This window comes from Roseovarius halotolerans, assembly GCF_900172255.1.
In the GTDB taxonomy this organism is placed as follows: domain Bacteria; phylum Pseudomonadota; class Alphaproteobacteria; order Rhodobacterales; family Rhodobacteraceae; genus Roseovarius; species Roseovarius halotolerans.
The window spans coordinates 170,355-191,328 of sequence record NZ_FWFU01000002.1; the positions used below are offsets into that span (position 1 = coordinate 170,355).

A 20,974-nucleotide genomic window follows, 5' to 3' on the forward strand; every position below is an offset into this window, starting at 1 on the left:
CGGTGTGGCCCCCTGTCGCGTCGCTGGCGACAGAGGAACCTGCGTTTGCGCCAAGGGCGCGCAACCTCAGCCGCCCTGGATACGGATCGTGAAATTCCGGCGTGCGCTCGGGGGCGGCGCCGGGAAGGGCGCGGCCCGGCGGATCACCCGCAACGCGGCCTGATCGAGCTCTCCCGAACCCGAGCTGCGCGCCAGCGATATTGCTGCGAGCGTGCCGCCTGAGCCGACCGTGAAGCTGACGACCGCCGTGCCCCGGCGACCGACGCGCGGCTTGGGAACCTGTGAAATCCTGCGCATGACCTTTCCGGGATAGTTGCTGGCCGCGGCATTGCCGCTTTGGCTGCTTTTACCGTTGTTCCGGCTCTGCGCCGTGGCCTTTGCCTGTTCGCTGCCGGTCGCCGCGCCCGCGCGGGCGTTGCGGTTTGAATTGCCGTGCGGCTGGGGTTCTGCTGCCTTGGGTCCGGGTTCCTTCCTAGCCGTTCTCGCTGGCGGCGCGGGTTCGTGGCGTTTCTCGAACTCGGCGCTGCGTGTGCGCGGGCGCTTCGAGCGCGTGACGGAAGCGTTCGGCTCATCCGCCGGCGAGAGCACCTCGGGGGTGTCCGGCGGTGTGGCGGACGGGCGCGCGGGCTGGGCCGGCTGGACTGTATCGGGTGGAATTGCCTCGGCCTGATCGGCTGGCAGGGCCGCTACGGCCATGCTCTTCACGGGTGGCGTCGGCGCCGTGTGGCCCGCCTGCGCGGGCCGGTGGGGCTCATGCGCTGCGGTCACGTCCGGCTCGGCCTCGTCTGGCCTCGTCTGCGGCGTGGTTTCGAGTGGCGGCGAGGCGGAAAGCGTGCCCGCCGCCATATCCGCAAAGCTGCTGCCAAGGCGCGCGGCCTCGGGCGACCCGGCATCGCCTTCGACGCGAATCTCGCTCGTTCCGACAAAGGCCCAGAGGGCCGCGGCATGGACGCAAAAAGCGGTGGATGCGGCAACCATTTTTGCGCTTCGGGATGCGATCATCATTCAAGCCCCCTTTCGGTGACGACAAGAACCTTCTGCGCGCCCGCGGCGCGCAGTTCGGCGGCGAGCATGACCAGCCGCTCGGCGGGCAGGTCGCGATCCGGGACAAGGCGCAACTCGGTCCGCTCGGCTTCGTCGAGGCGGGCCAGAAAGCCGACCGCGCTGTCGACACTCTCGCCGCGATAGCTGAGCCGTCCGTCTTCGTGCACCACGAGGGCATTCGGCGGCGCACGCCCATCGAGGTCCTTGGTGCGCACCAGCGACAGGTCGCCATCCATCGGCTGCGCCAGCGTGCCTGCGACCATGAAGAAGACCAGCATCAGGAACACGATGTTGATGAGCGCGATGGTGGGTTCGCGGGCGGATCGTTTACGCGCCCGTATCATGACGCACCAAGCAGGGTGATGCGCAGACCCTCGACGCGCCGCAGCGCCACCAGAAGATCCGTGAGCCGCTGCGAGGTGACCTCGCGCCGCAGGCTGACCAGCACGGACAGAGGCCCGCCTTTGTCGTGCGCTCCGGCGAAGGCGGGGGCAAGCCCGTCGAGTGCGACCGCGCGCCCGTTCAGATCAAGCGTATCAGCGCCAAGGCGAAGGAAGGCTGGTTTCACATCGTCGCGCACGGCATTGCCGCCGCCAGCGGCGGTCAGTTCGACCTCGGCGAAGCGCGAGAAGGTAGAGGACAGCATGAAGAACAGCAGCAACAGGAAGATCACGTCGATCAGCGACGTCATCGACAGCTTTCTTCTCTGCCGCCGCTTACGCATGGCCGGGCGCCCCGGAACCGGCGGGTTCGTCCACAATCCGGCGTCGACCGGAAGGGTGAAGAATGGTCGTGATCGCCCGCTCGGCGGTGACGCGCTCGGCATCCATGCGCGCCTCGAACCAGCTCAGTACCAGAGAGCTGGGCATCGCCACGGCCAGGCCGACAGCGGTTGTCATGAGCGCCACCCAGATCCCGCCGGCCAGAAGCGACGGGTCCACCTGGCTGCCCGCCGCCTGAAGGGCGCGGAAGGCTTCGATCATGCCCAGCACCGTGCCGAAGAGGCCCAGAAGCGGCGCAAGCTGCGCCACCGAATCGAGATAGCGGAAGCCCGTTTCCAGACGTGCAAAGCGTGTCTCGGCCTCGGCGCGCAGGCGTTCGACATCGTCGTCGCCGGCTTTGAAGGCCATTTCGACGACCGGCGCGAGATAGCTGGTCGAGCGGCGCAGGGCGGCCTGCGCGCGGGCGCGATCATCCGCGTCCCAGGCGGCCACGGCATCGGCCAGCGCCCGGTGCCGACCAACCCCGGCGATAGCGAACTGCCAGAGCTTGTAGAGCACCGTCGCCAGGGTGACGACCGAGACCACGATCAGGATCATCACGACCGGACCGCCCAGATCGGCGACCTGACGAAGGGAGTCCAGGAATACCGTCATCATCCCATCACCTCGATCTGCGTTCGTGTCCGGAGGTCGAGCCCCGCCTCGCAGGCATCCTCGTTCAGATCCTGAGAGGTGCAACTATGCGCGCCGTTGATCAGGATTTGCCCCAGCCCTTCGCAGGACATGCCGGAAATGCTGAACTGCCGGACACGCGGACGCCCCGGATGCAGTGCGCCGAAATCGAACAGCGTCAGCCGGTCTACCTGCCCCGCCGCATCGAAGAGAACCGTCTCGTAGACAGCCCTGTCGATCCTGCCCGGATGACCGTTGATGACCACGAAGCTGAGCATGCAGCCCGTCTCGCCGGATTTGGCGGCGTTGAGTTCCACCGAGACGTTCCGGCCGATCTCGGTTTCGTCGGCAACGGCCATCGCTGCCCCCATGATCAGGGAACCGGCGGCCGCGGCCCATAAGCATCCCGTCATTTTCATCTGCATCTTCTCCTGACATGCCCTGAAACGATCCGGGGACGGATCGCCGCGCGCTAATTCCGATAAATTCACTCGGATTATCCAGTTTCGGAGTCTCAAAGCCAAGTAAAAAAGTCAAGTAAAAGCCGTCAAGGGGACGTGCCAGCGCGTATCGATAATGTCGGCAGCCGCACACTGGCCGGGGCCGAGTGTCGCGACGACCGCCTGGCTCAGCGCAAAGATCGTGCGGGCTGCGCGGCGCTAGAACCCGTCCTGCGCCCGCTTCCATACTGTATAGATGAAGGTCGCCGACCAGGTCAGAACCATGAATCCGCCCAGCGATTGCATCATGCTGACCATGCGGATCGGACCCTGCGCCTCAAGCCGTGTATAACCCAAGGTCGTGAAATTGATGCCCGAGAAATAGACCAGGTCCTGCCAGCCGCTGTCATGGCCTGCCAGCGTTCCGACCGAGTTCCACGTCAGCAGGACATGATAGGCACCGGCGAAGAGCAGAATCTCGGTGAGGTGGATGGCCACCAGCCCCACGAAAACGGAAATGATCGACCTGTGGGGCCGCTCCCGCGCCTGCGCGGTGATCTGGCGAAGGCCGATCAGGGCGAAATGATGCCCAACACCCAACGACACGACAAGCCCGATACCGATCAACAGCCCCATGACTGGTGTTCTCCTTTCCTTTGAAGTGGCGGCAGGGGTGCCCCCGTCAGGGCGCGGTGTAGGACACGGCCTGAAGCGCGATACTGTAGGCGCGCGGGTCGTTGGCGAAGATCAGGACGCCTTGTCGCCTGGAGTGGGACGGCAGGTAGCTGAACGTCACCTCGGCGGTTTCGATGTTGCGCCCGCCGCTTTGCAGTCCAGCGCGGAACTTGACATTCGCCGCAGTGGCGCCGCCCCTGTTCCGTGCGCTGATCTCTACCCGGTAGCCGTCGGAAACGGGGGTGACGCTTTTCACCACAGCCACCGGATCAGCATATGTGTCGGCCTTCTGAAAGGCCTGAAAGAGCACGAAGCCGATCATCGCAGCAACGATCGCAGCGGACACCGCCGCGACGATCCATTCCAGCGTCGTGCCGCGCAGCTTGCTCTCGCCCGATCTTTCCGATTGCTCAGCCTGTTTCATGATCTCGCCTTACAGTATCAGTCGTGCTGCCGCCGCGCCGACGGCTGCCGGGAACCCCAGCACCGTTGCCGTGATCATAATCTGGGTCCAAGATGCATCCTGCGTGCGCCCGAAGGTCCACAGGACATACAGGCTGACGCAGATAGCGATGGCATAACCCACAACGGTAAAGAAGAAGAACGCCGCCCAGCGGCCTCTTTCCGGCATCGGCGCGGTGCCGCTGAATTCCAGCGCATAGGTGAATCCGTGCATGACGATGATCGACAGCGCAATCAGCGCCACCGCATGCCATTCGGTCATCTTGTATGAAATCAGCACCATTTCTTCGGTCGGGGCGACGTTGAGGCCCAGAAAGAGCGCGCCGATGCACATCAAGAAAAGCTGGCTGAGGTAGGTCTGGGTCTCTGAAAGCTCTTCGGCGTCCACCGAGTCCGTACCAAGCTGCGAAGAGCCAAGCAGCGCACCGATACTGGCGGGCACGGTCTGCACGGCGATCTTGCCGATGATCTCATCCGCGGTCATGGCGGGATCCAGCAGACCCAGAACGGCCAGAATGGCGCCGCACGTGGTCAGCCCGATACCAAAGGCGATCCCGGCATCGCGAAGATCATCCCACCAGCATTTGGTTTTCTCGAAACCCGCGTGATGGGACAGCACGATCAAGAGTGGGATGTTCAATAGCAAGAGAAGCAGCAACCGGCTGCGATCCATGTAGAAGCCCAGCCACCACATCTCCATCGTCATGAACAATGGCAGCGCGAATAGCAGCGCCCCGCCAAAGCCGCGACCAAGCCCCGTCAGGGTCTCGACAACGGAATCGTCGCCGGGTTGTTCCGACTCCATCTGCCCCTGCTCTGTGTTCATTCGTGCCGATTCCCCGTTTCGTCTGGCCCGTCACGGCCTGACAGCTAAACCCGCGTCCCTCCGGGATGTTCCAAGCCGTTGCGCTTGCGCCGCAAAGGAACGCGCCAGAGGGAGGCATCTCACATTACAGAACCCAGATCCCGGCGACGACAAGCGCCACCAGCATCACGTATCCCGCCATCACGACCGCCCCGTCACGCGCAAGGATGCCAAAGGCGAAGACCGCGATCGGAAGCCCCGTCAGCGGCACCGCCAACGGCACCGCACCAAGCACGATCAGCGAGATACCGGCGGCGATCAGCACCAATGCGATGATGCTGAGCGAGGCGCGGCTGCTCGAGATGTACTCCATGCGGATATGCAGATGACGGCGCAACCACGCCATTGCCGGACGAATCCAGCCGATCCCGCTGCTCAGGCGGTCGGCAGGAAGGCTGCGGCGCGCGATAAAATCCGGCAGCCAGATGCCGCGATGGCCGCGCAGCATCTGCGCGCCGATCACCGCCACCAGCAGGCCAAGCGCACCGCCGACACCGGGGACCATGCCGATGGGCAGGATCATCAGCACGGCCGCCACCAGCAACAGGGGCGCATGCCCCTGGGCGCCGATGGTCGAAACGATATCGCCAAAACGCACCCGCTCGCAGTCGCGCGTCAGCCCGTCGAGCCGATCCATCAATCGCGGCATCGCCTGTGGGCCAGGTCCGCCGCCTGTCGGGTTTCCTTGTGGTCTCATGACAGGGCAACCCCGGCGGGCCGGGGTCGGTTCCTGCACGCACCGGCAAAATGCATGGCCGCCCGTTCGTTTCGGGCCGGTGTGAAGGCCAGCCTTGCGCCCGGACTGATTTAAGCCGCCCGCGCCCGGCTTCATCTTGCCGGAAATACTCCCGCCGGAGGCACCGGCCGGCGACAATACGCGGCGCGCTATCGCAGGAAACGTGCCGCCACTTCGCCCGACAGGTAGCTGACGCAGCCGCCCGAAATCGTCGCGCAGACCTGGCGCGTGCGGGCGTCGAGCACCATGAGGTCGGCGCGAAGCCCCGGCGCGAGCGCGCCGCGATCAGTGAGCCCGAGGATGCGCGCGGGCCCATGCGAGACAAGCGCCCAGGCCGCAGCAAGATCAAGCAGTCCGCTGTCGGTGAGGTGCAGCGCGGCGCGGCGCAACGAGGGATAGTGGTAATCCGAGGCGAGTGCATCACAATAGCCCATCGTCACGAGATCGGTCGCGCTGACATTGCCGTTATGAGAACCGCCACGCACAACGTTGGGGGCACCGAGGATCACCGGATCGCCGGCGCGCTGTGCGGCCTCGGCAGCCTCGAGCGTTTCGGGAAACTCGCAAATGCGCACGCCGCGCCCGCGCCAGGCCGAACGCGCATCGGCACTGCGGTCGTCATGACTGCCCAGAAGCACACCGTTTGCCAGCAGATCTGCACAAAGACCGTCAAGCGCGGCAGGCACATCGTTCATCCGGCCATGCAGCGCCTGCATGTATTCGAGATGGCGCTCGGGATTGCGCCCGATCCTGAGCGCCTGCCCGGTCAGACGCGGCGGACGTTTGCCCTTGTCCAGCGCCTCATGCGGCAGGTGGTCGTTGAATACCACGTAACGGATCGCATGGGCCGCGACGAGCTGCTGCATCGCGGGGTAGTCATCAAGCATGGAAATTTCAAAGCGAAGCTGACTCAGAAGATCGGTGACAAGCCGGTCCTGCAGATGATCGAGCGCATCCAGCACGCGGGCGGCGAAATCGGCGCCGCGCATGCCGCCTTCCCAGCTGTAGAACTGCGCAAGGACGGCGGTGGTGATGCCGTTGGCCGCGAGTTCGGCCTCGGCGGCGATCAGGCCCTGGTCGAGATCCTTCATCGCGCCGCGCCGGGGCGCGAGGTGACGTTCAAACCCGTCGCCATGAATATCGACGATGCCGGGCAGGATCAGGAAACCGTCAAGATCGACGTCCCTGCAGGACGGGCTGTCATCCGCGATCAGGCCCCCCGACAGTGTCAGGGGCGCGTCGCCAAGGCCCTCGGGCGTCAGCACCTGGGCGCCAACGAGACGCAGGTCGGGCAGCGGGGTCACTGGCCCTCCTCGCTGCCGCTGTTGCTGCCGCCCGTCAGAAGGTCGCCCAGGGTCAGCGCGTGATCGAAGCGTCCTGTGCGCAGAAATTCCAGCACCTCGGCGATGACGAGAGGGTTGTTCATCATGAAGGTGTGGGTCACTGGCAGGGTGATGTGATCGGCCATGCCCTCGATCCGGGTCGAGGCGACCGAGACCTTGCCATCATCCGGGCCTTCGATCAGTGACGAGAAGAATGGGTTGAGCGAGCGCGTTCCGGCGATCACGCCCAGTTCGAAATCAATCGGCGGGAGGGTCTCTGCGAAGCTGCTCGCGCCGGTTTCGAGCTGCATTCCCGCCGGGCCGTTGAGCCATGCGAAAAGCTCGAGTCCACCCAGCTGATCGACCAGTTCCGAGCCGTGATTGGGCGGGCCGAGCATCACGACGCGGCCCATATCGCGGGGGCGGTTGTCGCGCAACCAGTGGCGCAGGAGGATGCCCCCCATCGAATGGGTCACGAAATGGATTTTCGCGGAGCCGCAGACCCGCACCGCATAGGGCAGCGTGTCTTCAGCGAGGGTGGCGATGTCGAGTTCGGTCGAGGGATAATCAGGTCGGAAGGTGGTGTATCCCTGCGCCTGAAGCGCCTCTTCCATCACGATGAAGGACGCATCGCTGCGCGCCAGCCCGTGCAGCAGTACGACGCAATCGGCGCGCGCCGCGCTGGCGGGCAGAAGCGTGAACAGCGCAAGGATCAGCGCAAGGATGTAGCTTTTGGCAATCATGGCGCTTGAGATAGGGGCAATCGCCGCGCGACAACAGCCCCAATCTGAAACACGGCTGGCGCAGCGCGTGCGCAATGTCGCGTTTTCGCGCGCGATGCGCTAGGTTTGGGCGACAACAACGGACCCGCGACCATGAACAAGGCCTTTACCAAGGAGGAAGACGGCAGCACTCCACAGCGTCTGCCCGATCTGCCCATCAGTCAGCATCCCAACCACGTCACCCCCGAAGGACTGGCACAACTGCAGGCGCGCAAGGTGGCGCTGGAGGCCGAAATCGAACGCCTGCGCGGGCATGGCGACCACATGGCCGGGACATGGCCGCTGGCCGTGGCGGAGCGCGATCTGCGCTATGTCGAGGCGCGGCTTGCATCCGCCATCGTGATCGCCCCGCCCGAGGACAAGGCGCCGCCAGGCCATGTGCAGTTCGGCGCAACGGTGCGTGTGGCCGACGAGGACGGCCGCGAGGCAGTTTACACCATCGTGGGCGAGGATGAGGCCGCGCCCTCAGACGGGCTGATCTCGGCGCATTCGCCGCTGGCACGCGCCCTGCTCGAGGCGGGTGTCGGCGATGTGGTGGAGTGGCCCAAGCCCACGGGGATCGTTGAACTTGAAGTGCTGGATATCGGTTTCGCACGCTGAACGCAGGGCGCCGGCATAAAAAAGGGCCGCCCCGAAGGACGGCCCCAATCTTTGCGCGTTGCGCGGCTGATTACATCATGCCGCCCATGCCGCCCATGTCGGGCATGCCGCCGCCAGCGCCACCGGCGCCTTCTTTCTGCGGCTTGTCGGCGACCATCGCTTCGGTGGTGATCAGCAGGCCGGCGATCGAGGATGCGTCCTCGAGCGCGGTGCGCACCACTTTGGCGGGGTCGATCACGCCATAGGCGAACATGTCGCCATATTCTTCGGTCTGGGCGTTGAAGCCGAACTTCAGATCGTTGCTTTCGCGGATCTTGCCCGCAACGACCGAACCGTCCACACCGGCGTTTTCGGCGATCTGGCGCAGCGGAGCCTCGAGCGCCAGGCGCACGATCTCGATACCGCGGTTCTGGTCGACATTGGCGCCGGTCACACCGTCAAGCGACTTGGCCGCCTGGATGAGAGCGACACCGCCGCCCACAACAATACCTTCCTGCACGGCCGCACGGGTGGCGTTCAGGGCGTCGTCGACGCGATCCTTGCGCTCTTTCACCTCGGTTTCGGTCATGCCACCGACGCGGATGACAGCAACGCCACCGGCCAGTTTGGCGACACGCTCCTGAAGCTTCTCGCGGTCGTAGTCGCTGGTGGTTTCCTCGATCTGGGTGCGGATCTGGTTGACGCGCGCTTCGATCTCGGCCTTTTCACCGGCACCGTCGACGATGGTGGTTTCGTCCTTGGTGATCGACACCTTCTTGGCCGAACCCAGCATGTCCATGGTCACGGACTCGAGCTTCATGCCGAGGTCTTCGCTGATGACCTGACCGCCGGTCAGGATGGCGATGTCCTGCAGCATCGACTTGCGACGGTCGCCGAAGCCGGGTGCCTTGACGGCAGCGATCTTGAGCCCGCCGCGCAGCTTGTTCACCACGAGGGTTGCGAGGGCTTCGCCTTCGACATCCTCAGCAATGATCAGCAGGGGTTTCTGCGACTGGATCACCTGCTCGAGCAGCGGAACCATCGGCTGAAGCGACGACAGTTTCTTTTCGTGCAGCAGGATCAGGCAGTCTTCCATCTCGGCGATCATCTTGTCCGAGTTGGTGACGAAGTAGGGGCTCAGGTAGCCACGGTCGAACTGCATGCCCTCGACCACGTCGGTCTCGGTTTCCAGGCCGCGGTTTTCCTCGACGGTGATGACGCCGTCATTGCCGACCTTCTGCATCGCGTCTGCGATCTGCTGGCCGATTTCGCTTTCGCCGTTGGCGGAAATGGTGCCGACCTGGGCGACTTCGCTGCTGTCCTTGACTTCGCGCGAGGCGGCCTTGATGGCATCGACGACCTTGCTGGTGGCCAGGTCGATCCCGCGGCGCAGGTCCATCGGGTTCATGCCGGCGGCAACCGCCTTCATGCCTTCCTTGACGATCGCCTGAGCGAGCACGGTCGCGGTGGTGGTGCCATCGCCGGCCTCGTCATTGGTGCGGCTGGCCACTTCCTTGACCATCTGGGCGCCCATGTTCTCGAACTTGTCTTCCAGTTCGATTTCCTTGGCGACCGAAACACCGTCCTTGGTGATGCGCGGCGCGCCGAAGGACTTGTCGAGAACCACGTTGCGACCCTTGGGGCCGAGCGTCACCTTGACCGCATTGGCCAGAACATTGACGCCCTTGAGAATCTTGTTCCGGGCCTCGGTGTCGAATTTGACGTCTTTTGCAGACATATCTGTCTCTCCTGACTATCGTTTGTTGCTGTTGAGTCGAGAAGCGATCAGGCCATGATGCCCAGGATATCGCTTTCCTTCATGATCAGCAGCTCTTCGCCGTCGAGCGTGATCTCGGTGCCGGACCACTTGCCGAACAGCACCTTGTCGCCCGCCTTGACGGACATCGCGATCAGTTCGCCGTTGTCCTTGCGGCTGCCCTCACCGACAGAGACGACTTCGCCCTGCTGGGGTTTTTCCTTGGCGCTTTCGGGGATGATCAGCCCGCCTGCGGTTTTCTCGTCGCTTTCAACGCGACGGACGAGCACGCGGTCGTGCAGCGGTGTGAATGCCATGTCTTTGGCTCCTTGGCTCAAAGTTTCTTCCTGACGGTCCCTCGTGGAACCTGTTAGCACTCACCTTGGTCGAGTGCTAACGGCGCATAGCTAGGGAGGTCCGGCGGAGCTGTCAACAAGTCCTTTGCATTTTTTTGCAGCGCCGGTGATTGTGCCTTTGCGGGCGGCTCACTAGCCTGCGCCTAAACCAAGAGGCTGGGAGCCACATGTTGCGCGGTCTGATCATTCTTCTGCTGAGTCTGCAACCGCTCGCAGGCCATGCAGGCTGCGGCGGCGCCGATCTTATCGACGCACTGCCCACGACCGAACGCACGGCGCTCGAAGCCGAAGCCCGGGCCATGCCCTATCCCGAGGGGCTGATGTGGCGCGCCACGCGCGGCGATCAGGCGATCACGCTGTTTGGCACCTACCATTTCGCGCATGACGAGACGCGCGCGCATCTCGACCACATTCTGCCGATCATCGAAACCGCCGAGGCGGTTTACCTCGAAGTGTCGAACGACGATCAGACGAACATGCAAACGGCGCTGGCGGACGATCCTTCGCTGATGTTCATCACCGACGGCCCTACCCTGCCCGACCTTCTGGGCGAATCCGACTGGGACCTTTTCGCAGAGGAGATGCGTGCCCGCGCGATTCCCCCCTTCTTCGCGGCGAAGTTCAAGCCGGTCTGGGCGGCAATGATGCTGGGCATCGGCCCCTGCGAGGCGCGCAACGGCGCGATGACCGGCGCGGGCATCGACAAGCTGATCGGCGAAGCGGCAGCAAGCCAGGGCACGCCGACCCGCTCGCTCGAGGATTTCCGCGCGATCCTGGGGATGCTCGACAGTTTCCCGATGGATGAACAGCTGGACATGATCCGGCTGTTCTTTGCCTGGACGGGTAATCCCGACGACATGGCCTTCACCCTTCGGCAACGCTATCTCGAACAGCGCATCGCGCTGATCTGGGCCTTTTCGCGCAAGGTGTCGCTGGAATCGGGAGGCGACGGCGCGGCGGAAGATTTCGCGCGCTTCGAGGACTTGCTGCTGAAGAAGCGGAATGCCGATTGGGTCGACGCGCTGGCGCGCGCGCCGGGCGAGCGGCTGTTCGTGGCGGTCGGTGCGGCGCATCTGCCCGGTGAGGCGGGCGTGCTGCGCCTTCTGGAGCGGCGGGGATTCGAGATCGAACGCCTGCCCTTCGCCCCCTGAGCGGCCCGATGCAGGCAGCGGAACCCGGCAAGGACGTCAAGGCGCGCGATCCTGCGCATGAGCGGGGCCTCGTAGCGCTGGTGGATATGATCGACCGCGAAACCGGCGACGGGCATGTGACCGTGGGCGACATCATCGACCTTCTGGGCTCTCGCAGCCTGATCCCGCTGCTGCTCCTGCCCTGTCTCGCGATGGTTTCGCCCCTTTCGGCTGTGCCGGGTGTGCCGTCGCTTCTGTCGGCGATCGTCGGGCTGGTGGCGGTGCAGCTGCTGCTGGGCCGCTCGCCGCTGTGGCTGCCGCGCGTCTTGCTGAAGCGCTCGCTTCATGCCGACCGGATTTCACTGATGGTGCGCCGCCTGCGGCCCAGCCTGGCCTGGCTGGACGGCGTGCTTTGCGAGCGGGCGGCATTTCTGACGCAACGGCCCGCCAACCTGCCTGCGCTCTGTGTCTTCTGCGTGGTGTCGTTCTTCATGCCGGCGATCGAGTTCGTGCCGTTCCTGACCACCACGCTCGCCTCGGCCATGACGCTCTTTGCAGTGGCACTTTTCACCCGCGACGGGCTGCTCATGCTGGCGGGCTATGCGCTTGTCGGCCTCGGTGCGGCGCTGATCGTTCAGACGGTGAACGCCTTGGGCTGACGATGTGACGAGAGTGCGCAGAACGGACGGGTGACAAGGCCGCCGCGCGAACCTATAAGGCGCGCAAATCGGTTCCAACGCGTAAGGACAAGTGACAATGACGACTCTCGTATTCGGACATAAATCCCCCGACACGGATTCCACCGGCTCGCCGATCATCTGGGCGTGGTATCTCAATGAGGTGAAGGGCGCCGATGCCGAAGCCGTACTGCTCGGCGAACCCAATACCGAGGCCGCCTTCATGCTGAAGAAGTGGAACCTGCCCAAGCCACGGATCATCAGCGAAGTGGACGCCGGGCAGGCTTGCGTGATCGTCGACACCAACAACCCCGCCGAACTGCCGGGCCAGATCAACGAGGCCGATGTTCAGGGCATCATCGACCACCACAAGCTGGTTGGCGGGCTGGAGACCAAGGGTCCGATCGACATTACCATCCGCCCGCTGGCCTGCACCGCGACGATCCTGGTCGACCTGATGGGCGAGGATGCCGCCAAGATGCCCGAAGCCATGAAAGGCGCGGCACTGACCTGCATCCTCAGCGACACGCTGGAGTTCCGCAGCCCCACCACCACTGACCATGACCGCGCCGTTGCCGAGACGCTGGCCGCCGAGCTGAACGTCAATATCGGCGATTACGCCGCCGAGATGTTCGCAGCCAAATCCGATGTCAGCGCCTTTTCCGATGCCGAACTCCTGCGCATGGACTCCAAGGAGTATGCCGTGGGCGGCACCAAGTTCCGCGTCAGCGTTCTTGAAACCACCGCGCCCGGCATGGTGCTGGACCGCAAGGACAGCCTGATGGACAGCATGAAAACCGTCGCCGCCGAAGACGGCGTCGATCAGGTCCTGCTCTTCGTCGTCGACATCCTGAACGAAGAAGCCACCCTTCTCGTGCCCAACGATCTGGTCCGGACCCTCGCCGAGAAATCCTTCGGCGCCACAACCGAAGGCGACAGCGTGGTGCTGCCCGGCGTGATGAGCCGCAAGAAGCAGATCATCCCCAACCTCGCCATCTGAAGGCGTCCAGCCCTTCATCTGGCCTCAAATACCTCGGGGGGCCCGGGGGGCTGGCCCCCGGCCTCGCCCCGGAGGGGTTGCGCGCTCAAAGCGATTGCTTGGGGCGCACCACATGGAAGGTGCCGTGCAGGTAGGTCAGCGGCTGTTCCCCGGCATTGGAAATGCCGGTGACCGCGCCGATGCAGATCTCGTGCGTGGCATGGTGATAGGATTGTTCGAGCCTGCAGGTGAAGGCCGTGGCACGGGGCAGGACCGGGCCGAAATCCGTCTCGGTAAACGTGGTCCCGTGAAACCTGTCGGGGGTCTCGTCATCGAAAGCTCCGGCGAAGCGGCGCGCCATTTCATGTGCGTCCTCGGGCAGCACGTTGACGGTGAAGACGCCATTCGCCGCCACCGCCCGGGCGATTCTGCTGCCGCGCTTGAGACAGACCAGCACCATCGGCGGATCGGCGGACAGCGACGTGAAGGCGCTGACCGTCGCGCCCATGCGCCCGTCCGGTCCGTCGGTGGTGACCACGGTCACCGTCGCCGCGACCTGACGCATCGCCGCGAGAAAGGCATCGCGTGCGGCGTTCATCACGCGGCCCTCGATATGGCGAATATGCGGGTCATGCTGTTGCGGGGTCTCTCCTGCGGCGTTCTGCCGGTAAACCGGTTTCTCCTTCGACATGCAAGAGATAGGGGCTTTCCCCCAGAGACCCAGAGGTTTCTGCGCCTTTCAAGGTGGCGAATCCCGCCCAGCCCTGCCATAGCTGATCCTGTTGCCCTTCCCGTCGCAGGATCAATTCATGACGCAAATCATCCAGTCGCTGTCCGACATCTCTGGCCGTTATGGCGCACTTTTTGTCGATCTCTGGGGCTGTGTGCATAACGGGGTCAAGGCCTTCCCGGATGCGGTCGCGGCACTGCGGGCCTACCGCGAACAGGGCGGCGCGGTGGTGCTGGTAACCAATTCGCCGCGCCCGCGCGCCGGCGTCGAAAAGCAGCTCGATCTCTTCGAGGTGCCGCGCGATTGCTGGGACAGTGTCGCCACCTCCGGTGACAGCGCGCGCGCCGCGATGTTTCGCGGGGTCGTGGGACAGAAGGTGCATTTCATCGGCGCCCCGCATGACACCGGCTTTTTCGAGCCGCTCAGGGTGATCGAGGACCCGGTCGATATCGAGATCGTTCCCCTCGACGAAGCCGAGGGCATTGTCTGCACCGGGCCGGTCGATCCGATGGCCGATCCCGCCACCTACCGCCCCGATTTCCTCTATGCCAAGACCAAGGGGCTCAAGCTCCTCTGCGCGAATCCCGATATCGTCGTGGACCGGGGCGACCACCGCGAATGGTGCGCCGGTGCGCTGGCGCAGCTCTATACCGAGATGGGCGGCGAGAGCCTCTATTTCGGCAAGCCGCATCCGCCGATCTATGACCTGGCCCGGCGTCGGCTGGCCGCCGAAGGGCATGATGTGGATAATGCGGGGATTCTCGCCATCGGCGACGGGATTCTCACCGATATCTCTGGGGCGATGGGCGAGGATATCGATTCTCTGTTCATCACGGGCGGACTGGCAGCCATCGAAACCCGCACGACGCGCCAGCCCGACGAAAAGGCGTTGGAATCCTTTCTGAACAAGGAAAACATCCATCCGACCTACGCGATCGGGCAACTGCGCTAGGCAAAAAACCTCTTGATTTTCTGCGCCTGCAAAGTAATAAAGTTCCAACACCGGGCGCCTTGGCGTCATGAATATTACCCACTGGCAGATCAGGAGGGGGCGAATGTTGGATAATATGCCGCGCGGAACCATCACCATCGAGCAGATCGAGATGGGCATGACCCGCAGCCTTCGCAAAGTCGTGACCGATGAGGATATCGAGATGTTCGCGCAGGTCTCGACCGACCGCAATCCGGTCCATCTCGATGATGCCTATGCGCAGGACACCATCTTCGAGGGGCGGATCGCGCACGGGATGCTGACTGCCGGACTGATTTCGGCGGTGATCGGCGAGCAGCTTCCGGGCCACGGCACTGTCTATATGGGCCAGACGCTCAAGTTCCTTGCCCCCGTGCGCCCCGGCGATATGGTACTGGCCGAGGTCGAGGTGATCGGCATAGATCATTCCAAGCGGCGCGTGCAGCTGGATTGCCGATGCCTCGTGAATGGCAAGAAGGTGCTGATCGGCGAAGCCACGGTGTTGGCGCCCTCGGGCAAGTTCGACTGATCCTGCGCGCCTTCCCGCCGCAAGATACCGCGATTTAACGCCGCCCTTGATCGGTCGCGCGCCTGCCGTGCTATGCTGTCGCTCCCACCTTGAATCTGATCCAGAAACGGGAGGACAAGGCATGGACACCAGCAAGGCAACTCAACATGCCCGTGCGCTGCTATCGTCGCTGGGCGGCAAGGCGCAGGCTTTCGCGGCCCGCCGGATGCGCGAATCAGACGAGGCCGGACAGCGCCGGGAAGCCGAGAACTGGAAGAAAATCCGCCTCGCCATCGCCGAGATGCGCGGGCCGCGCCAGACCTGACAGCGGACCGCGCCGGGGGCGTGTATCGCGCTTGCACCCGCGCTGACATGGGGCTACCCCTGCCCCATGCAGATCGTGCGCGACTATGATTACGTGGAAACGGCCGACCGGGGCGCCTCGGTCGCCATCGGCAATTTCGATGGTGTGCATCTGGGGCATCAGTCGGTGATCGATATCGCCCGCACGCAGGCAAGGGCGCTGGATGTGCCGCTTGGTGTCCTGACCTTCGAGCCCCATCCGCGTGAGCATTTCGCGCCCGAAGCGCCGCCCTTTCGCCTGATGGGACGCGAGGCGCGCGCCCACCGGCTGGAAAAGCTGGGTGTGGACAAGCTTTATGAGCTGAATTTCAACGCAGGCATGGCGGCGCTGTCGCCCTATGAATTCGCCCGCAACGTGCTGTCGCGTGGTCTTGGCCTCAGCCACGTGGTGGTGGGGGCCGATTTCTGCTTTGGCAAGGGCCGCGCGGGTGACGCCGGGGATCTTGAGCGATTCGGCCGCGAAATGGGCTTCGGCGTCACGATCACCCGCCTGCTGGAAAGCGGCAAGGGACAGGAAGTGTCATCCACCGCGATCCGCACCGCGCTGAGCGAGGGACGCCCGCGCGACGCCGCCGCCATGCTGGGCCACTGGCACCGGATCGAGGGTATGGTCGTAGGTGGCGAGCAGCGCGGCCGCGAGCTGGGCTATCCCACGGCCAACATGTCGATCGAAGGGCTGCACCCGCCGCGTTTCGGCGTCTATGCGGTGCTGGTCGATGTGCTGGATGGCCCCCATGCGGGGCAGTATCACGGTGCCGCGTCGCTGGGCGTGCGCCCGATGTTTCATGGCGAGGTCGCCAATCTGGAGACCTTCCTGTTCGATTTCTCGGGCGATCTTTACGGCACGGAATTGTCGGTCGCGCTGGTCGAATACCTGCGCCCGGAAGAGACATTTGAAAGCCTCGATGCCTTCATTGCGCAAATGGATGCCGATTGCGCGCAGGCGCGCGGCATTCTCAAGCGGCTATGAGTGACGACCCGATCGACCGCAGCGGCTTGCGCCCGCGCTTCTGGGAAACCACGCCGCTTGCCCGCATGACGCGCCACGAATGGGAGGCGCTCTGCGACGGTTGCGGCAAATGCTGCCTCAACAAACTCGAGGATGAGGATACGGGCGAAGTGGCGCTGACCCGCGTCGCCTGCCGCCTGTTCGACGATTCGACCTGTCGCTGCGCGCAATACGAAATCCGCCACCAGTTCGTGCCCGAATGCATCTCGCTTGACGCGGGCAACCTTGAAGGGCACCTCTACTGGATGCCCGAGACCTGCGCCTACAAGCTTTTGCACCAGGGCAAGCCGCTGTTCGACTGGCACCCGCTGATATCGGGAGACCCCGAAAGCGTGCACGCGGCAGGAGTATCGGTACGCGACGCCACCATCCCTGAGTTCGAAGTGGACGAGGACCACTGGGAAGACCATCAGATCGAGGAGCCCGGCGTATGAATTTCGCATCCGACAACGGCGGCCCCGCGCATCAGCAGATCATCGCGGCCCTCACCTCCGCCAACGAGGGCTTTGCGCCCTCTTACGGTGCCGAGGACGCAATGACCGAGCTGCGCGCCCAGATGGGCGACATCTTCGAGGCCCCCGAGGCCGCGATCTACCTCGTTGCGACGGGCACGGCGGCAAATGCGCTGGCGCTGGCCACGCTGGCGCAGCCCTGGCAGACGATCTATTGCACGCCGCTCGCGCATATCAATTGCGATGAATGCCAGGCCCCGGAATTCTATACCTGCGGCTCCAAGCTGACGCTGGTGGGCGCGGATGACAAGATGACGCCCGAGGCGCTGGACCACGCCATTGCCGGCGCGGGGCATGGCAACGTCCATGTGGCGCAACCCGGTCCGGTCTCGCTCACGCAGGTCACCGAAATGGGGCGGCTTTACTCGCTCGAGGAACTGGGCGCGCTGTCGGGCGTCGCTGCGGCTCATGGGCTGCCGGTGCATCTGGACGGTGCGCGCTTTGCCAATGCGCTGGTGGCGCTTGGCTGCAGCCCGGCCGAAATGACATGGAAAGCGGGAATCGACGCGGTCAGTTTCGGGGGTACCAAGAACGGCTGCATCGGGGTCGAGGCGGTGATCTTCTTCAACCCGGAAAAGGCGTGGGAATTCGAGCTCCGCCGCAAGCGCGCAGCGCACCTCTTTTCCAAGCACCGTTTCCTTTCCGCGCAGATGCTCGCCTACCTAGCGGACGATCTGTGGCTGACATCGGCGCGCGCCGCCAATGCCCGCGCGGCGCGGCTGGCACAGGGGCTGGGCACCCTGCCCGATTGTCACTTCCTGGCCGAACCGCAGGCCAACATGATCTTCGCCACGCTGCCACGCGCGACCCATCAGCGCCTGAAGGAAGCCGGCGCGCGATATCATCTCAATGGCGGCCCGCTCGAGACCGGCCCGGAAGATGAACCGCTGCCGATGCGCCTTGTCTGCGACTGGTCCATCGATGAAGCCGAGATCGACCGCTTTATCGATATCGCGAAGGGCTGAAGGGCCCTGCGTTTCAGCCCCCGAGCAGCTCGTGCAGCGCCAGCCCCATCACCTGCGCCGACTGCACCATGTCGTCGATCCCGACATATTCGTCGGGCTTGTGCGCCAAGTCCAGGATTCCCGGACCGTAGGCGATGCAGTTCTTCAACCGCCCGATCCGGTCGATATGTTTCTGGTCATAGGTACCGGGGCTGACCACGTAGTCCGCCTCGCGCCCGAAAACCTGCGCGACCCCGCGCGCCACCGCGCCCACGACCGGGGCATCCTTTTCGGTCATGCTGGGCAGGACGCGGTGCAATTCGCGGATTTCATAGTCGAACCCGGGTCGCCCCTTGCGCAGGGTTTCCAGCAGGTCGCGAATCTCGGACTCGACCGCGCCGATATCCTCTTCGATCAGGAAACGGCGGTCGATCACCATGCGGCAGCGATCGGGTACGCATGGGCTGGGCAAGCCGGTGTAATCGGCGGCCTGTTCGGGCTCGCCGCCATGAATCGAGTTGATGTTGAGCGTCGATTGGCGCGCGCCCTCGGGGACGACCGGCATGTCGGTGCGCTTTTGCGCCAGCGCGGGAAACAGGTTCTGCTCCATCGCGTCGATCACCGCCCCCATGTGGCGCACGGCACAATCGCCCAGAAACGGCATCGAGCCGTGGGCGATCTCGCCATGGGTTTCGATCTCGGCCCACCAGACCCCGCGATGACCAAGGCAGATCCGATCCTTGTTGAGCGGTTCCGGGATGATCACATGCTGCACGCGCTCGGGGTTGAACCAGCCCTTTTCCGCCAGGTATGCGACGCCGCCGAAGCCCCCCGATTCCTCGTCGGCGGTGCCGCTGATCTCGATCGCGCCGGCGAAATCGGGACAGCTCGCAACAAAGGCCTCGGCGGCGATGATGCTGGCGGCAAGCCCGCCCTTCATGTCACAGGCGCCGCGCCCATAGATGCGGCCATCCCGGACCTCGCCACCGAAGGGATCGGTCGTCCAGCCATGACCAACCTCGACCACGTCGATATGGGAGTTGAAATGCACGCAGGCGCCGGGGCGCGCGCCCTCGCGGCGGGCGACGATATTCCAGCGCGGATGCCGGTCGCTGTCGCCGATCGCGCCCGTCGCGCGGATCAGCTCGGTATGAAAACCCGCGCGCAGGAGCCGCCGGTCGAGATAATCGCAGATCTCTCGGTAATTCTCGCCGGGCGGGTTGCGGGTGGGAATGCGGATGAGATCCTGCGTCAGCGCCACCAAATCGTCGCGCCGCGCTTCTATCTCGCGGGTCAGTCTGTCCTTGATCCTCATGGGTCAAGCTTGCCCCGCGAGCCCGCGCCAAGGCCAGCGGAAACTTTGCCCAGGCCCCGGTTCAAGATGCGCAGGCGGCCCGAATGGCGCGGATATTGTCGCCATATGGCGCAGGGTCGACAACGCTTCCGCCCTTGAACACGGCCGACCCGGCGACCAGCACATCGGCCCCCGCCTCGGCCATGAGCGGCGCGGTCAGGGGCGTGATGCCGCCGTCGATCTCGATATGGATCGGGCGGTCACCGATCTTTTCGCGCAGGCGGCGCACCTTTTCGACCTGGCTGTGAATGAAGGATTGCCCGCCAAATCCGGGATTGACCGTCATCACGCAGACGAGATCGATCATGTCGAGCAGGTAGTCCACATCCTCGATCCCGGTGCCGGGATTGAGCGCCAGGCCAGCCTTGCACCCGGCGGCACGGATCGCCTGAAGCGTTCGGTGAATATGCGGGCCTGCCTCCAGATGGGCGGTCAGCACATCGGCGCCCGCCTCGGCGAAGGCCTCGATATAGGGATCGACGGGTGCGATCATCAGATGCACATCCATCACCGTGGTAACATGCTTGCGGATCGCGGCGCACATCGGCGGGCCGAAGGTGAGGTTGGGCACGAAATGCCCATCCATCACGTCGACATGGATCCAGTCGGCCCCCTCGGCCTCGACACATCGGATCTCCTGCCCGAAATTGGCGAAATCTGCGCTCAGGATCGACGGCGCGATCTTGATGGAACGATCGAAACTCATGGCGGCATCCCCCTTGGCTGCCTTGCACATGCGACCTGCGCGCGCCAAGGTCAAGTCCCGGCGCCGGGGCGCAATTGCACCGGGCAGGGTTTCGTGCCAGTTTCCGCGCGACCGCGCGCATGCAGTGACAGGATCCCAGATGACCAAAGACCACGACCCGATTCTTGCCGAACCGTTGACCGCAATGGCCCGGCATCTCGGGATCGAGCTGACCGGCTGGGATGCGGGATGGGCGCAGGTCGAGGTGACGCTGGCACCCAATCTTCTGAACCGGCAGGAGCTGCCGCATGGGGGATTGCACGCAACCCTGCTCGACACGGCAATGGGATATGCGGGCTGCCACACCGGCGATCCGGCGCTGCGCCAGCACGCGCTGACCCTGTCGATGACGGTCAACTACCTTGCACAGCCGGGCGGCCAGCGGCTGATCGCGCAGGCCCGCAAGACCGGCGGCGGGCGCAAGACATTTTTCGCCGAAGGCAGCGTCACGGACGAGGCCGGGACATTGATCGCGACCGCCACCGGCGTCTTTCGCTATCGGGGCACCCCCGGCTCCTGATCGCCCGCGACTTCATCCTGCCCGAAATACTCCCGCCGGAGGCATCCGCCCTTACCGCCCGGCGCATTCGTCTGACCAATGGACGCGACGCGGGGGTTACGCTATCAGGCGTCTGACATATT

The 20,974-nt window shown here is 64.4% G+C and carries 27 protein-coding genes; 11 read left to right on the plus strand and 16 right to left on the minus strand.

Annotated features, from left to right (window positions below; genetic code table 11):
* Positions 1-66: 66 nt before the first annotated feature.
* The 11 genes from ROH8110_RS07805 to ROH8110_RS07855 all read right to left on the minus strand — a co-directional run bounded on the left by ROH8110_RS07805 (position 67) and on the right by ROH8110_RS07855 (position 7,681).
* Positions 67-1,005 (minus strand): TonB family protein, encoded by a 939-nt coding sequence (locus tag ROH8110_RS07805; protein WP_085817214.1) that lies wholly within the window; start codon positions 1,003-1,005, stop codon positions 67-69.
* Entirely contained in the window at positions 1,002-1,388 is a 387-nt protein-coding gene (locus ROH8110_RS07810) for an ExbD/TolR family protein (RefSeq protein ID WP_085817215.1), read from the minus strand. The genes ROH8110_RS07805 and ROH8110_RS07810 overlap by 4 nt, the downstream gene beginning before the upstream one ends.
* On the minus strand, positions 1,385-1,768 hold the full coding sequence (locus ROH8110_RS07815) for an ExbD/TolR family protein (RefSeq protein ID WP_085817216.1): 384 nt from the start codon (positions 1,766-1,768) through the stop codon (positions 1,385-1,387). The genes ROH8110_RS07810 and ROH8110_RS07815 overlap by 4 nt, the downstream gene beginning before the upstream one ends.
* Entirely contained in the window at positions 1,761-2,423 is a 663-nt protein-coding gene (locus ROH8110_RS07820) for a MotA/TolQ/ExbB proton channel family protein (RefSeq protein ID WP_085817217.1), read from the minus strand. Before ROH8110_RS07820 ends, ROH8110_RS07815 begins: the two co-directional genes overlap by 8 nt.
* Complete coding sequence (locus ROH8110_RS07825) at positions 2,420-2,857, minus strand: hypothetical protein (protein WP_085817794.1); 438 nt, start codon at positions 2,855-2,857, stop codon at positions 2,420-2,422. The genes ROH8110_RS07820 and ROH8110_RS07825 overlap by 4 nt, the downstream gene beginning before the upstream one ends.
* A 240-nt stretch (positions 2,858-3,097) precedes the next feature.
* Positions 3,098-3,514: an ion channel gene (locus ROH8110_RS07830; protein WP_085817218.1), complete on the minus strand. Its 417-nt coding sequence runs from the start codon at positions 3,512-3,514 to the stop codon at positions 3,098-3,100.
* A gap of 46 nt (positions 3,515-3,560) precedes the next feature.
* Positions 3,561-3,977 (minus strand): TIGR02588 family protein, encoded by a 417-nt coding sequence (locus ROH8110_RS07835; RefSeq protein ID WP_085817219.1) that lies wholly within the window; start codon positions 3,975-3,977, stop codon positions 3,561-3,563.
* A gap of 9 nt (positions 3,978-3,986) precedes the next feature.
* A complete protein-coding gene (locus tag ROH8110_RS07840) occupies positions 3,987-4,841 on the minus strand; it encodes a TIGR02587 family membrane protein (RefSeq protein ID WP_245962818.1) in 855 nt (284 codons plus the stop codon).
* 124 nt (positions 4,842-4,965) lie between these two features.
* Positions 4,966-5,517, minus strand: coding sequence for an exopolysaccharide biosynthesis protein (locus ROH8110_RS07845; RefSeq protein ID WP_245962817.1), 552 nt, complete (start codon positions 5,515-5,517; stop codon positions 4,966-4,968).
* A gap of 248 nt (positions 5,518-5,765) precedes the next feature.
* The gene (locus tag ROH8110_RS07850; RefSeq protein ID WP_085817221.1) at positions 5,766-6,920 is read right to left on the minus strand and encodes an alpha-D-ribose 1-methylphosphonate 5-triphosphate diphosphatase; all 1,155 of its coding nucleotides are present in this window, start codon (positions 6,918-6,920) and stop codon (positions 5,766-5,768) included.
* Positions 6,917-7,681, minus strand: a complete 765-nt coding sequence (locus ROH8110_RS07855; RefSeq protein WP_085817222.1) for an alpha/beta fold hydrolase — start codon at positions 7,679-7,681, stop codon at positions 6,917-6,919. Before ROH8110_RS07855 ends, ROH8110_RS07850 begins: the two co-directional genes overlap by 4 nt.
* Positions 7,682-7,813: 132 nt before the next feature.
* Here ROH8110_RS07855 and ROH8110_RS07860 point away from each other — a divergent pair, with 132 nt between their 5' ends.
* A complete protein-coding gene (locus tag ROH8110_RS07860; RefSeq protein WP_085817796.1) occupies positions 7,814-8,320 on the plus strand; it encodes a GreA/GreB family elongation factor in 507 nt (168 codons plus the stop codon).
* A 70-nt stretch (positions 8,321-8,390) separates the two neighbouring features.
* Here ROH8110_RS07860 and groL read toward each other — a convergent pair whose 3' ends face one another.
* Together groL and groES are read right to left on the minus strand one after the other, a co-directional pair.
* Positions 8,391-10,037 carry a chaperonin GroEL gene (gene groL, locus ROH8110_RS07865; protein WP_085817223.1) on the minus strand — a complete coding sequence of 549 codons (1,647 nt, stop codon included), beginning with the start codon at positions 10,035-10,037 and terminating at the stop codon, positions 8,391-8,393.
* A gap of 47 nt (positions 10,038-10,084) precedes the next feature.
* Positions 10,085-10,372 (minus strand): co-chaperone GroES, encoded by a 288-nt coding sequence (gene groES / locus ROH8110_RS07870; RefSeq protein WP_085817224.1) that lies wholly within the window; start codon positions 10,370-10,372, stop codon positions 10,085-10,087.
* Between the two features lie 206 nt (positions 10,373-10,578).
* Here groES and ROH8110_RS07875 point away from each other — a divergent pair, with 206 nt between their 5' ends.
* From ROH8110_RS07875 to ROH8110_RS07885, 3 genes are all read left to right on the plus strand, one after another.
* Positions 10,579-11,562 carry a TraB/GumN family protein gene (locus ROH8110_RS07875; RefSeq protein ID WP_085817225.1) on the plus strand — a complete coding sequence of 328 codons (984 nt, stop codon included), beginning with the start codon at positions 10,579-10,581 and terminating at the stop codon, positions 11,560-11,562.
* 8 nt (positions 11,563-11,570) lie between these two features.
* The gene (locus ROH8110_RS07880) at positions 11,571-12,200 is read left to right on the plus strand and encodes an exopolysaccharide biosynthesis protein (protein ID WP_085817226.1); all 630 of its coding nucleotides are present in this window, start codon (positions 11,571-11,573) and stop codon (positions 12,198-12,200) included.
* 97 nt (positions 12,201-12,297) lie between these two features.
* Positions 12,298-13,218 carry a manganese-dependent inorganic pyrophosphatase gene (locus ROH8110_RS07885; RefSeq protein ID WP_085817227.1) on the plus strand — a complete coding sequence of 307 codons (921 nt, stop codon included), beginning with the start codon at positions 12,298-12,300 and terminating at the stop codon, positions 13,216-13,218.
* An 85-nt stretch (positions 13,219-13,303) separates the two neighbouring features.
* Here the strand turns inward: ROH8110_RS07885 and ROH8110_RS07890 are convergent, their stop codons facing one another.
* Positions 13,304-13,888, minus strand: coding sequence for a flavin reductase family protein (locus ROH8110_RS07890; protein WP_245962816.1), 585 nt, complete (start codon positions 13,886-13,888; stop codon positions 13,304-13,306).
* A 118-nt stretch (positions 13,889-14,006) separates the two neighbouring features.
* Between ROH8110_RS07890 and ROH8110_RS07895 the strand changes: the two genes are divergently transcribed.
* From ROH8110_RS07895 to ROH8110_RS07920, 6 genes are all read left to right on the plus strand, one after another.
* Positions 14,007-14,879 carry a TIGR01459 family HAD-type hydrolase gene (locus ROH8110_RS07895; RefSeq protein ID WP_085817228.1) on the plus strand — a complete coding sequence of 291 codons (873 nt, stop codon included), beginning with the start codon at positions 14,007-14,009 and terminating at the stop codon, positions 14,877-14,879.
* A 103-nt stretch (positions 14,880-14,982) separates the two neighbouring features.
* A complete protein-coding gene (locus ROH8110_RS07900; RefSeq protein ID WP_085817229.1) occupies positions 14,983-15,426 on the plus strand; it encodes a MaoC family dehydratase in 444 nt (147 codons plus the stop codon).
* 121 nt (positions 15,427-15,547) lie between these two features.
* On the plus strand, positions 15,548-15,730 hold the full coding sequence (locus ROH8110_RS07905; RefSeq protein WP_085817230.1) for a hypothetical protein: 183 nt from the start codon (positions 15,548-15,550) through the stop codon (positions 15,728-15,730).
* Between the two features lie 66 nt (positions 15,731-15,796).
* A complete protein-coding gene (locus ROH8110_RS07910) occupies positions 15,797-16,738 on the plus strand; it encodes a bifunctional riboflavin kinase/FAD synthetase (RefSeq protein WP_085817231.1) in 942 nt (313 codons plus the stop codon).
* The gene (locus ROH8110_RS07915; protein WP_085817232.1) at positions 16,735-17,211 is read left to right on the plus strand and encodes a YcgN family cysteine cluster protein; all 477 of its coding nucleotides are present in this window, start codon (positions 16,735-16,737) and stop codon (positions 17,209-17,211) included. The genes ROH8110_RS07910 and ROH8110_RS07915 overlap by 4 nt, the downstream gene beginning before the upstream one ends.
* Entirely contained in the window at positions 17,208-18,254 is a 1,047-nt protein-coding gene (locus ROH8110_RS07920) for a threonine aldolase family protein (protein ID WP_085817233.1), read from the plus strand. The genes ROH8110_RS07915 and ROH8110_RS07920 overlap by 4 nt, the downstream gene beginning before the upstream one ends.
* Positions 18,255-18,267: 13 nt before the next feature.
* Here ROH8110_RS07920 and ROH8110_RS07925 read toward each other — a convergent pair whose 3' ends face one another.
* Positions 18,268-19,548, minus strand: a complete 1,281-nt coding sequence (locus tag ROH8110_RS07925; RefSeq protein WP_085817234.1) for an acetylornithine deacetylase/succinyl-diaminopimelate desuccinylase family protein — start codon at positions 19,546-19,548, stop codon at positions 18,268-18,270.
* Positions 19,549-19,609: 61 nt separating this feature from the next.
* Positions 19,610-20,293, minus strand: coding sequence for a ribulose-phosphate 3-epimerase (rpe, locus tag ROH8110_RS07930; protein ID WP_085817798.1), 684 nt, complete (start codon positions 20,291-20,293; stop codon positions 19,610-19,612).
* A gap of 139 nt (positions 20,294-20,432) precedes the next feature.
* Here rpe and ROH8110_RS07935 point away from each other — a divergent pair, with 139 nt between their 5' ends.
* Entirely contained in the window at positions 20,433-20,852 is a 420-nt protein-coding gene (locus ROH8110_RS07935) for a PaaI family thioesterase (protein WP_085817235.1), read from the plus strand.
* The last annotated feature ends 122 nt before the right edge of the window (positions 20,853-20,974 follow it).

Bases quoted from the DNA above. Each gene is read 5' to 3' on its own strand.
- ROH8110_RS07805 (WP_085817214.1), bottom strand. From the start codon at position 1,005: ATGATGATCGCATCCCGAAGCGCAAAAATGGTTGCCGCATCCACCGCT.
- ROH8110_RS07810 (WP_085817215.1), bottom strand. From the start codon at position 1,388: ATGATACGGGCGCGTAAACGATCCGCCCGCGAACCCACCATCGCGCTC.
- ROH8110_RS07815 (WP_085817216.1), bottom strand. From the start codon at position 1,768: ATGCGTAAGCGGCGGCAGAGAAGAAAGCTGTCGATGACGTCGCTGATC.
- ROH8110_RS07820 (WP_085817217.1), bottom strand. From the start codon at position 2,423: ATGATGACGGTATTCCTGGACTCCCTTCGTCAGGTCGCCGATCTGGGC.
- ROH8110_RS07825 (WP_085817794.1), bottom strand. From the start codon at position 2,857: ATGAAAATGACGGGATGCTTATGGGCCGCGGCCGCCGGTTCCCTGATC.
- ROH8110_RS07830 (WP_085817218.1), bottom strand. From the start codon at position 3,514: ATGGGGCTGTTGATCGGTATCGGGCTTGTCGTGTCGTTGGGTGTTGGG.
- ROH8110_RS07835 (WP_085817219.1), bottom strand. From the start codon at position 3,977: ATGAAACAGGCTGAGCAATCGGAAAGATCGGGCGAGAGCAAGCTGCGC.
- ROH8110_RS07840 (WP_245962818.1), bottom strand. From the start codon at position 4,841: ATGAACACAGAGCAGGGGCAGATGGAGTCGGAACAACCCGGCGACGAT.
- ROH8110_RS07845 (WP_245962817.1), bottom strand. From the start codon at position 5,517: ATGGATCGGCTCGACGGGCTGACGCGCGACTGCGAGCGGGTGCGTTTT.
- ROH8110_RS07855 (WP_085817222.1), bottom strand. From the start codon at position 7,681: ATGATTGCCAAAAGCTACATCCTTGCGCTGATCCTTGCGCTGTTCACG.
- ROH8110_RS07860 (WP_085817796.1), top strand. From the start codon at position 7,814: ATGAACAAGGCCTTTACCAAGGAGGAAGACGGCAGCACTCCACAGCGT.
- groL (WP_085817223.1), bottom strand. From the start codon at position 10,037: ATGTCTGCAAAAGACGTCAAATTCGACACCGAGGCCCGGAACAAGATT.
- groES (WP_085817224.1), bottom strand. From the start codon at position 10,372: ATGGCATTCACACCGCTGCACGACCGCGTGCTCGTCCGTCGCGTTGAA.
- ROH8110_RS07875 (WP_085817225.1), top strand. From the start codon at position 10,579: ATGTTGCGCGGTCTGATCATTCTTCTGCTGAGTCTGCAACCGCTCGCA.
- ROH8110_RS07880 (WP_085817226.1), top strand. From the start codon at position 11,571: ATGCAGGCAGCGGAACCCGGCAAGGACGTCAAGGCGCGCGATCCTGCG.
- ROH8110_RS07885 (WP_085817227.1), top strand. From the start codon at position 12,298: ATGACGACTCTCGTATTCGGACATAAATCCCCCGACACGGATTCCACC.
- ROH8110_RS07890 (WP_245962816.1), bottom strand. From the start codon at position 13,888: ATGTCGAAGGAGAAACCGGTTTACCGGCAGAACGCCGCAGGAGAGACC.
- ROH8110_RS07895 (WP_085817228.1), top strand. From the start codon at position 14,007: ATGACGCAAATCATCCAGTCGCTGTCCGACATCTCTGGCCGTTATGGC.
- ROH8110_RS07900 (WP_085817229.1), top strand. From the start codon at position 14,983: ATGTTGGATAATATGCCGCGCGGAACCATCACCATCGAGCAGATCGAG.
- ROH8110_RS07905 (WP_085817230.1), top strand. From the start codon at position 15,548: ATGGACACCAGCAAGGCAACTCAACATGCCCGTGCGCTGCTATCGTCG.
- ROH8110_RS07910 (WP_085817231.1), top strand. From the start codon at position 15,797: ATGCAGATCGTGCGCGACTATGATTACGTGGAAACGGCCGACCGGGGC.
- ROH8110_RS07915 (WP_085817232.1), top strand. From the start codon at position 16,735: ATGAGTGACGACCCGATCGACCGCAGCGGCTTGCGCCCGCGCTTCTGG.
- ROH8110_RS07920 (WP_085817233.1), top strand. From the start codon at position 17,208: ATGAATTTCGCATCCGACAACGGCGGCCCCGCGCATCAGCAGATCATC.
- ROH8110_RS07925 (WP_085817234.1), bottom strand. From the start codon at position 19,548: ATGAGGATCAAGGACAGACTGACCCGCGAGATAGAAGCGCGGCGCGAC.
- rpe (WP_085817798.1), bottom strand. From the start codon at position 20,293: ATGAGTTTCGATCGTTCCATCAAGATCGCGCCGTCGATCCTGAGCGCA.
- ROH8110_RS07935 (WP_085817235.1), top strand. From the start codon at position 20,433: ATGACCAAAGACCACGACCCGATTCTTGCCGAACCGTTGACCGCAATG.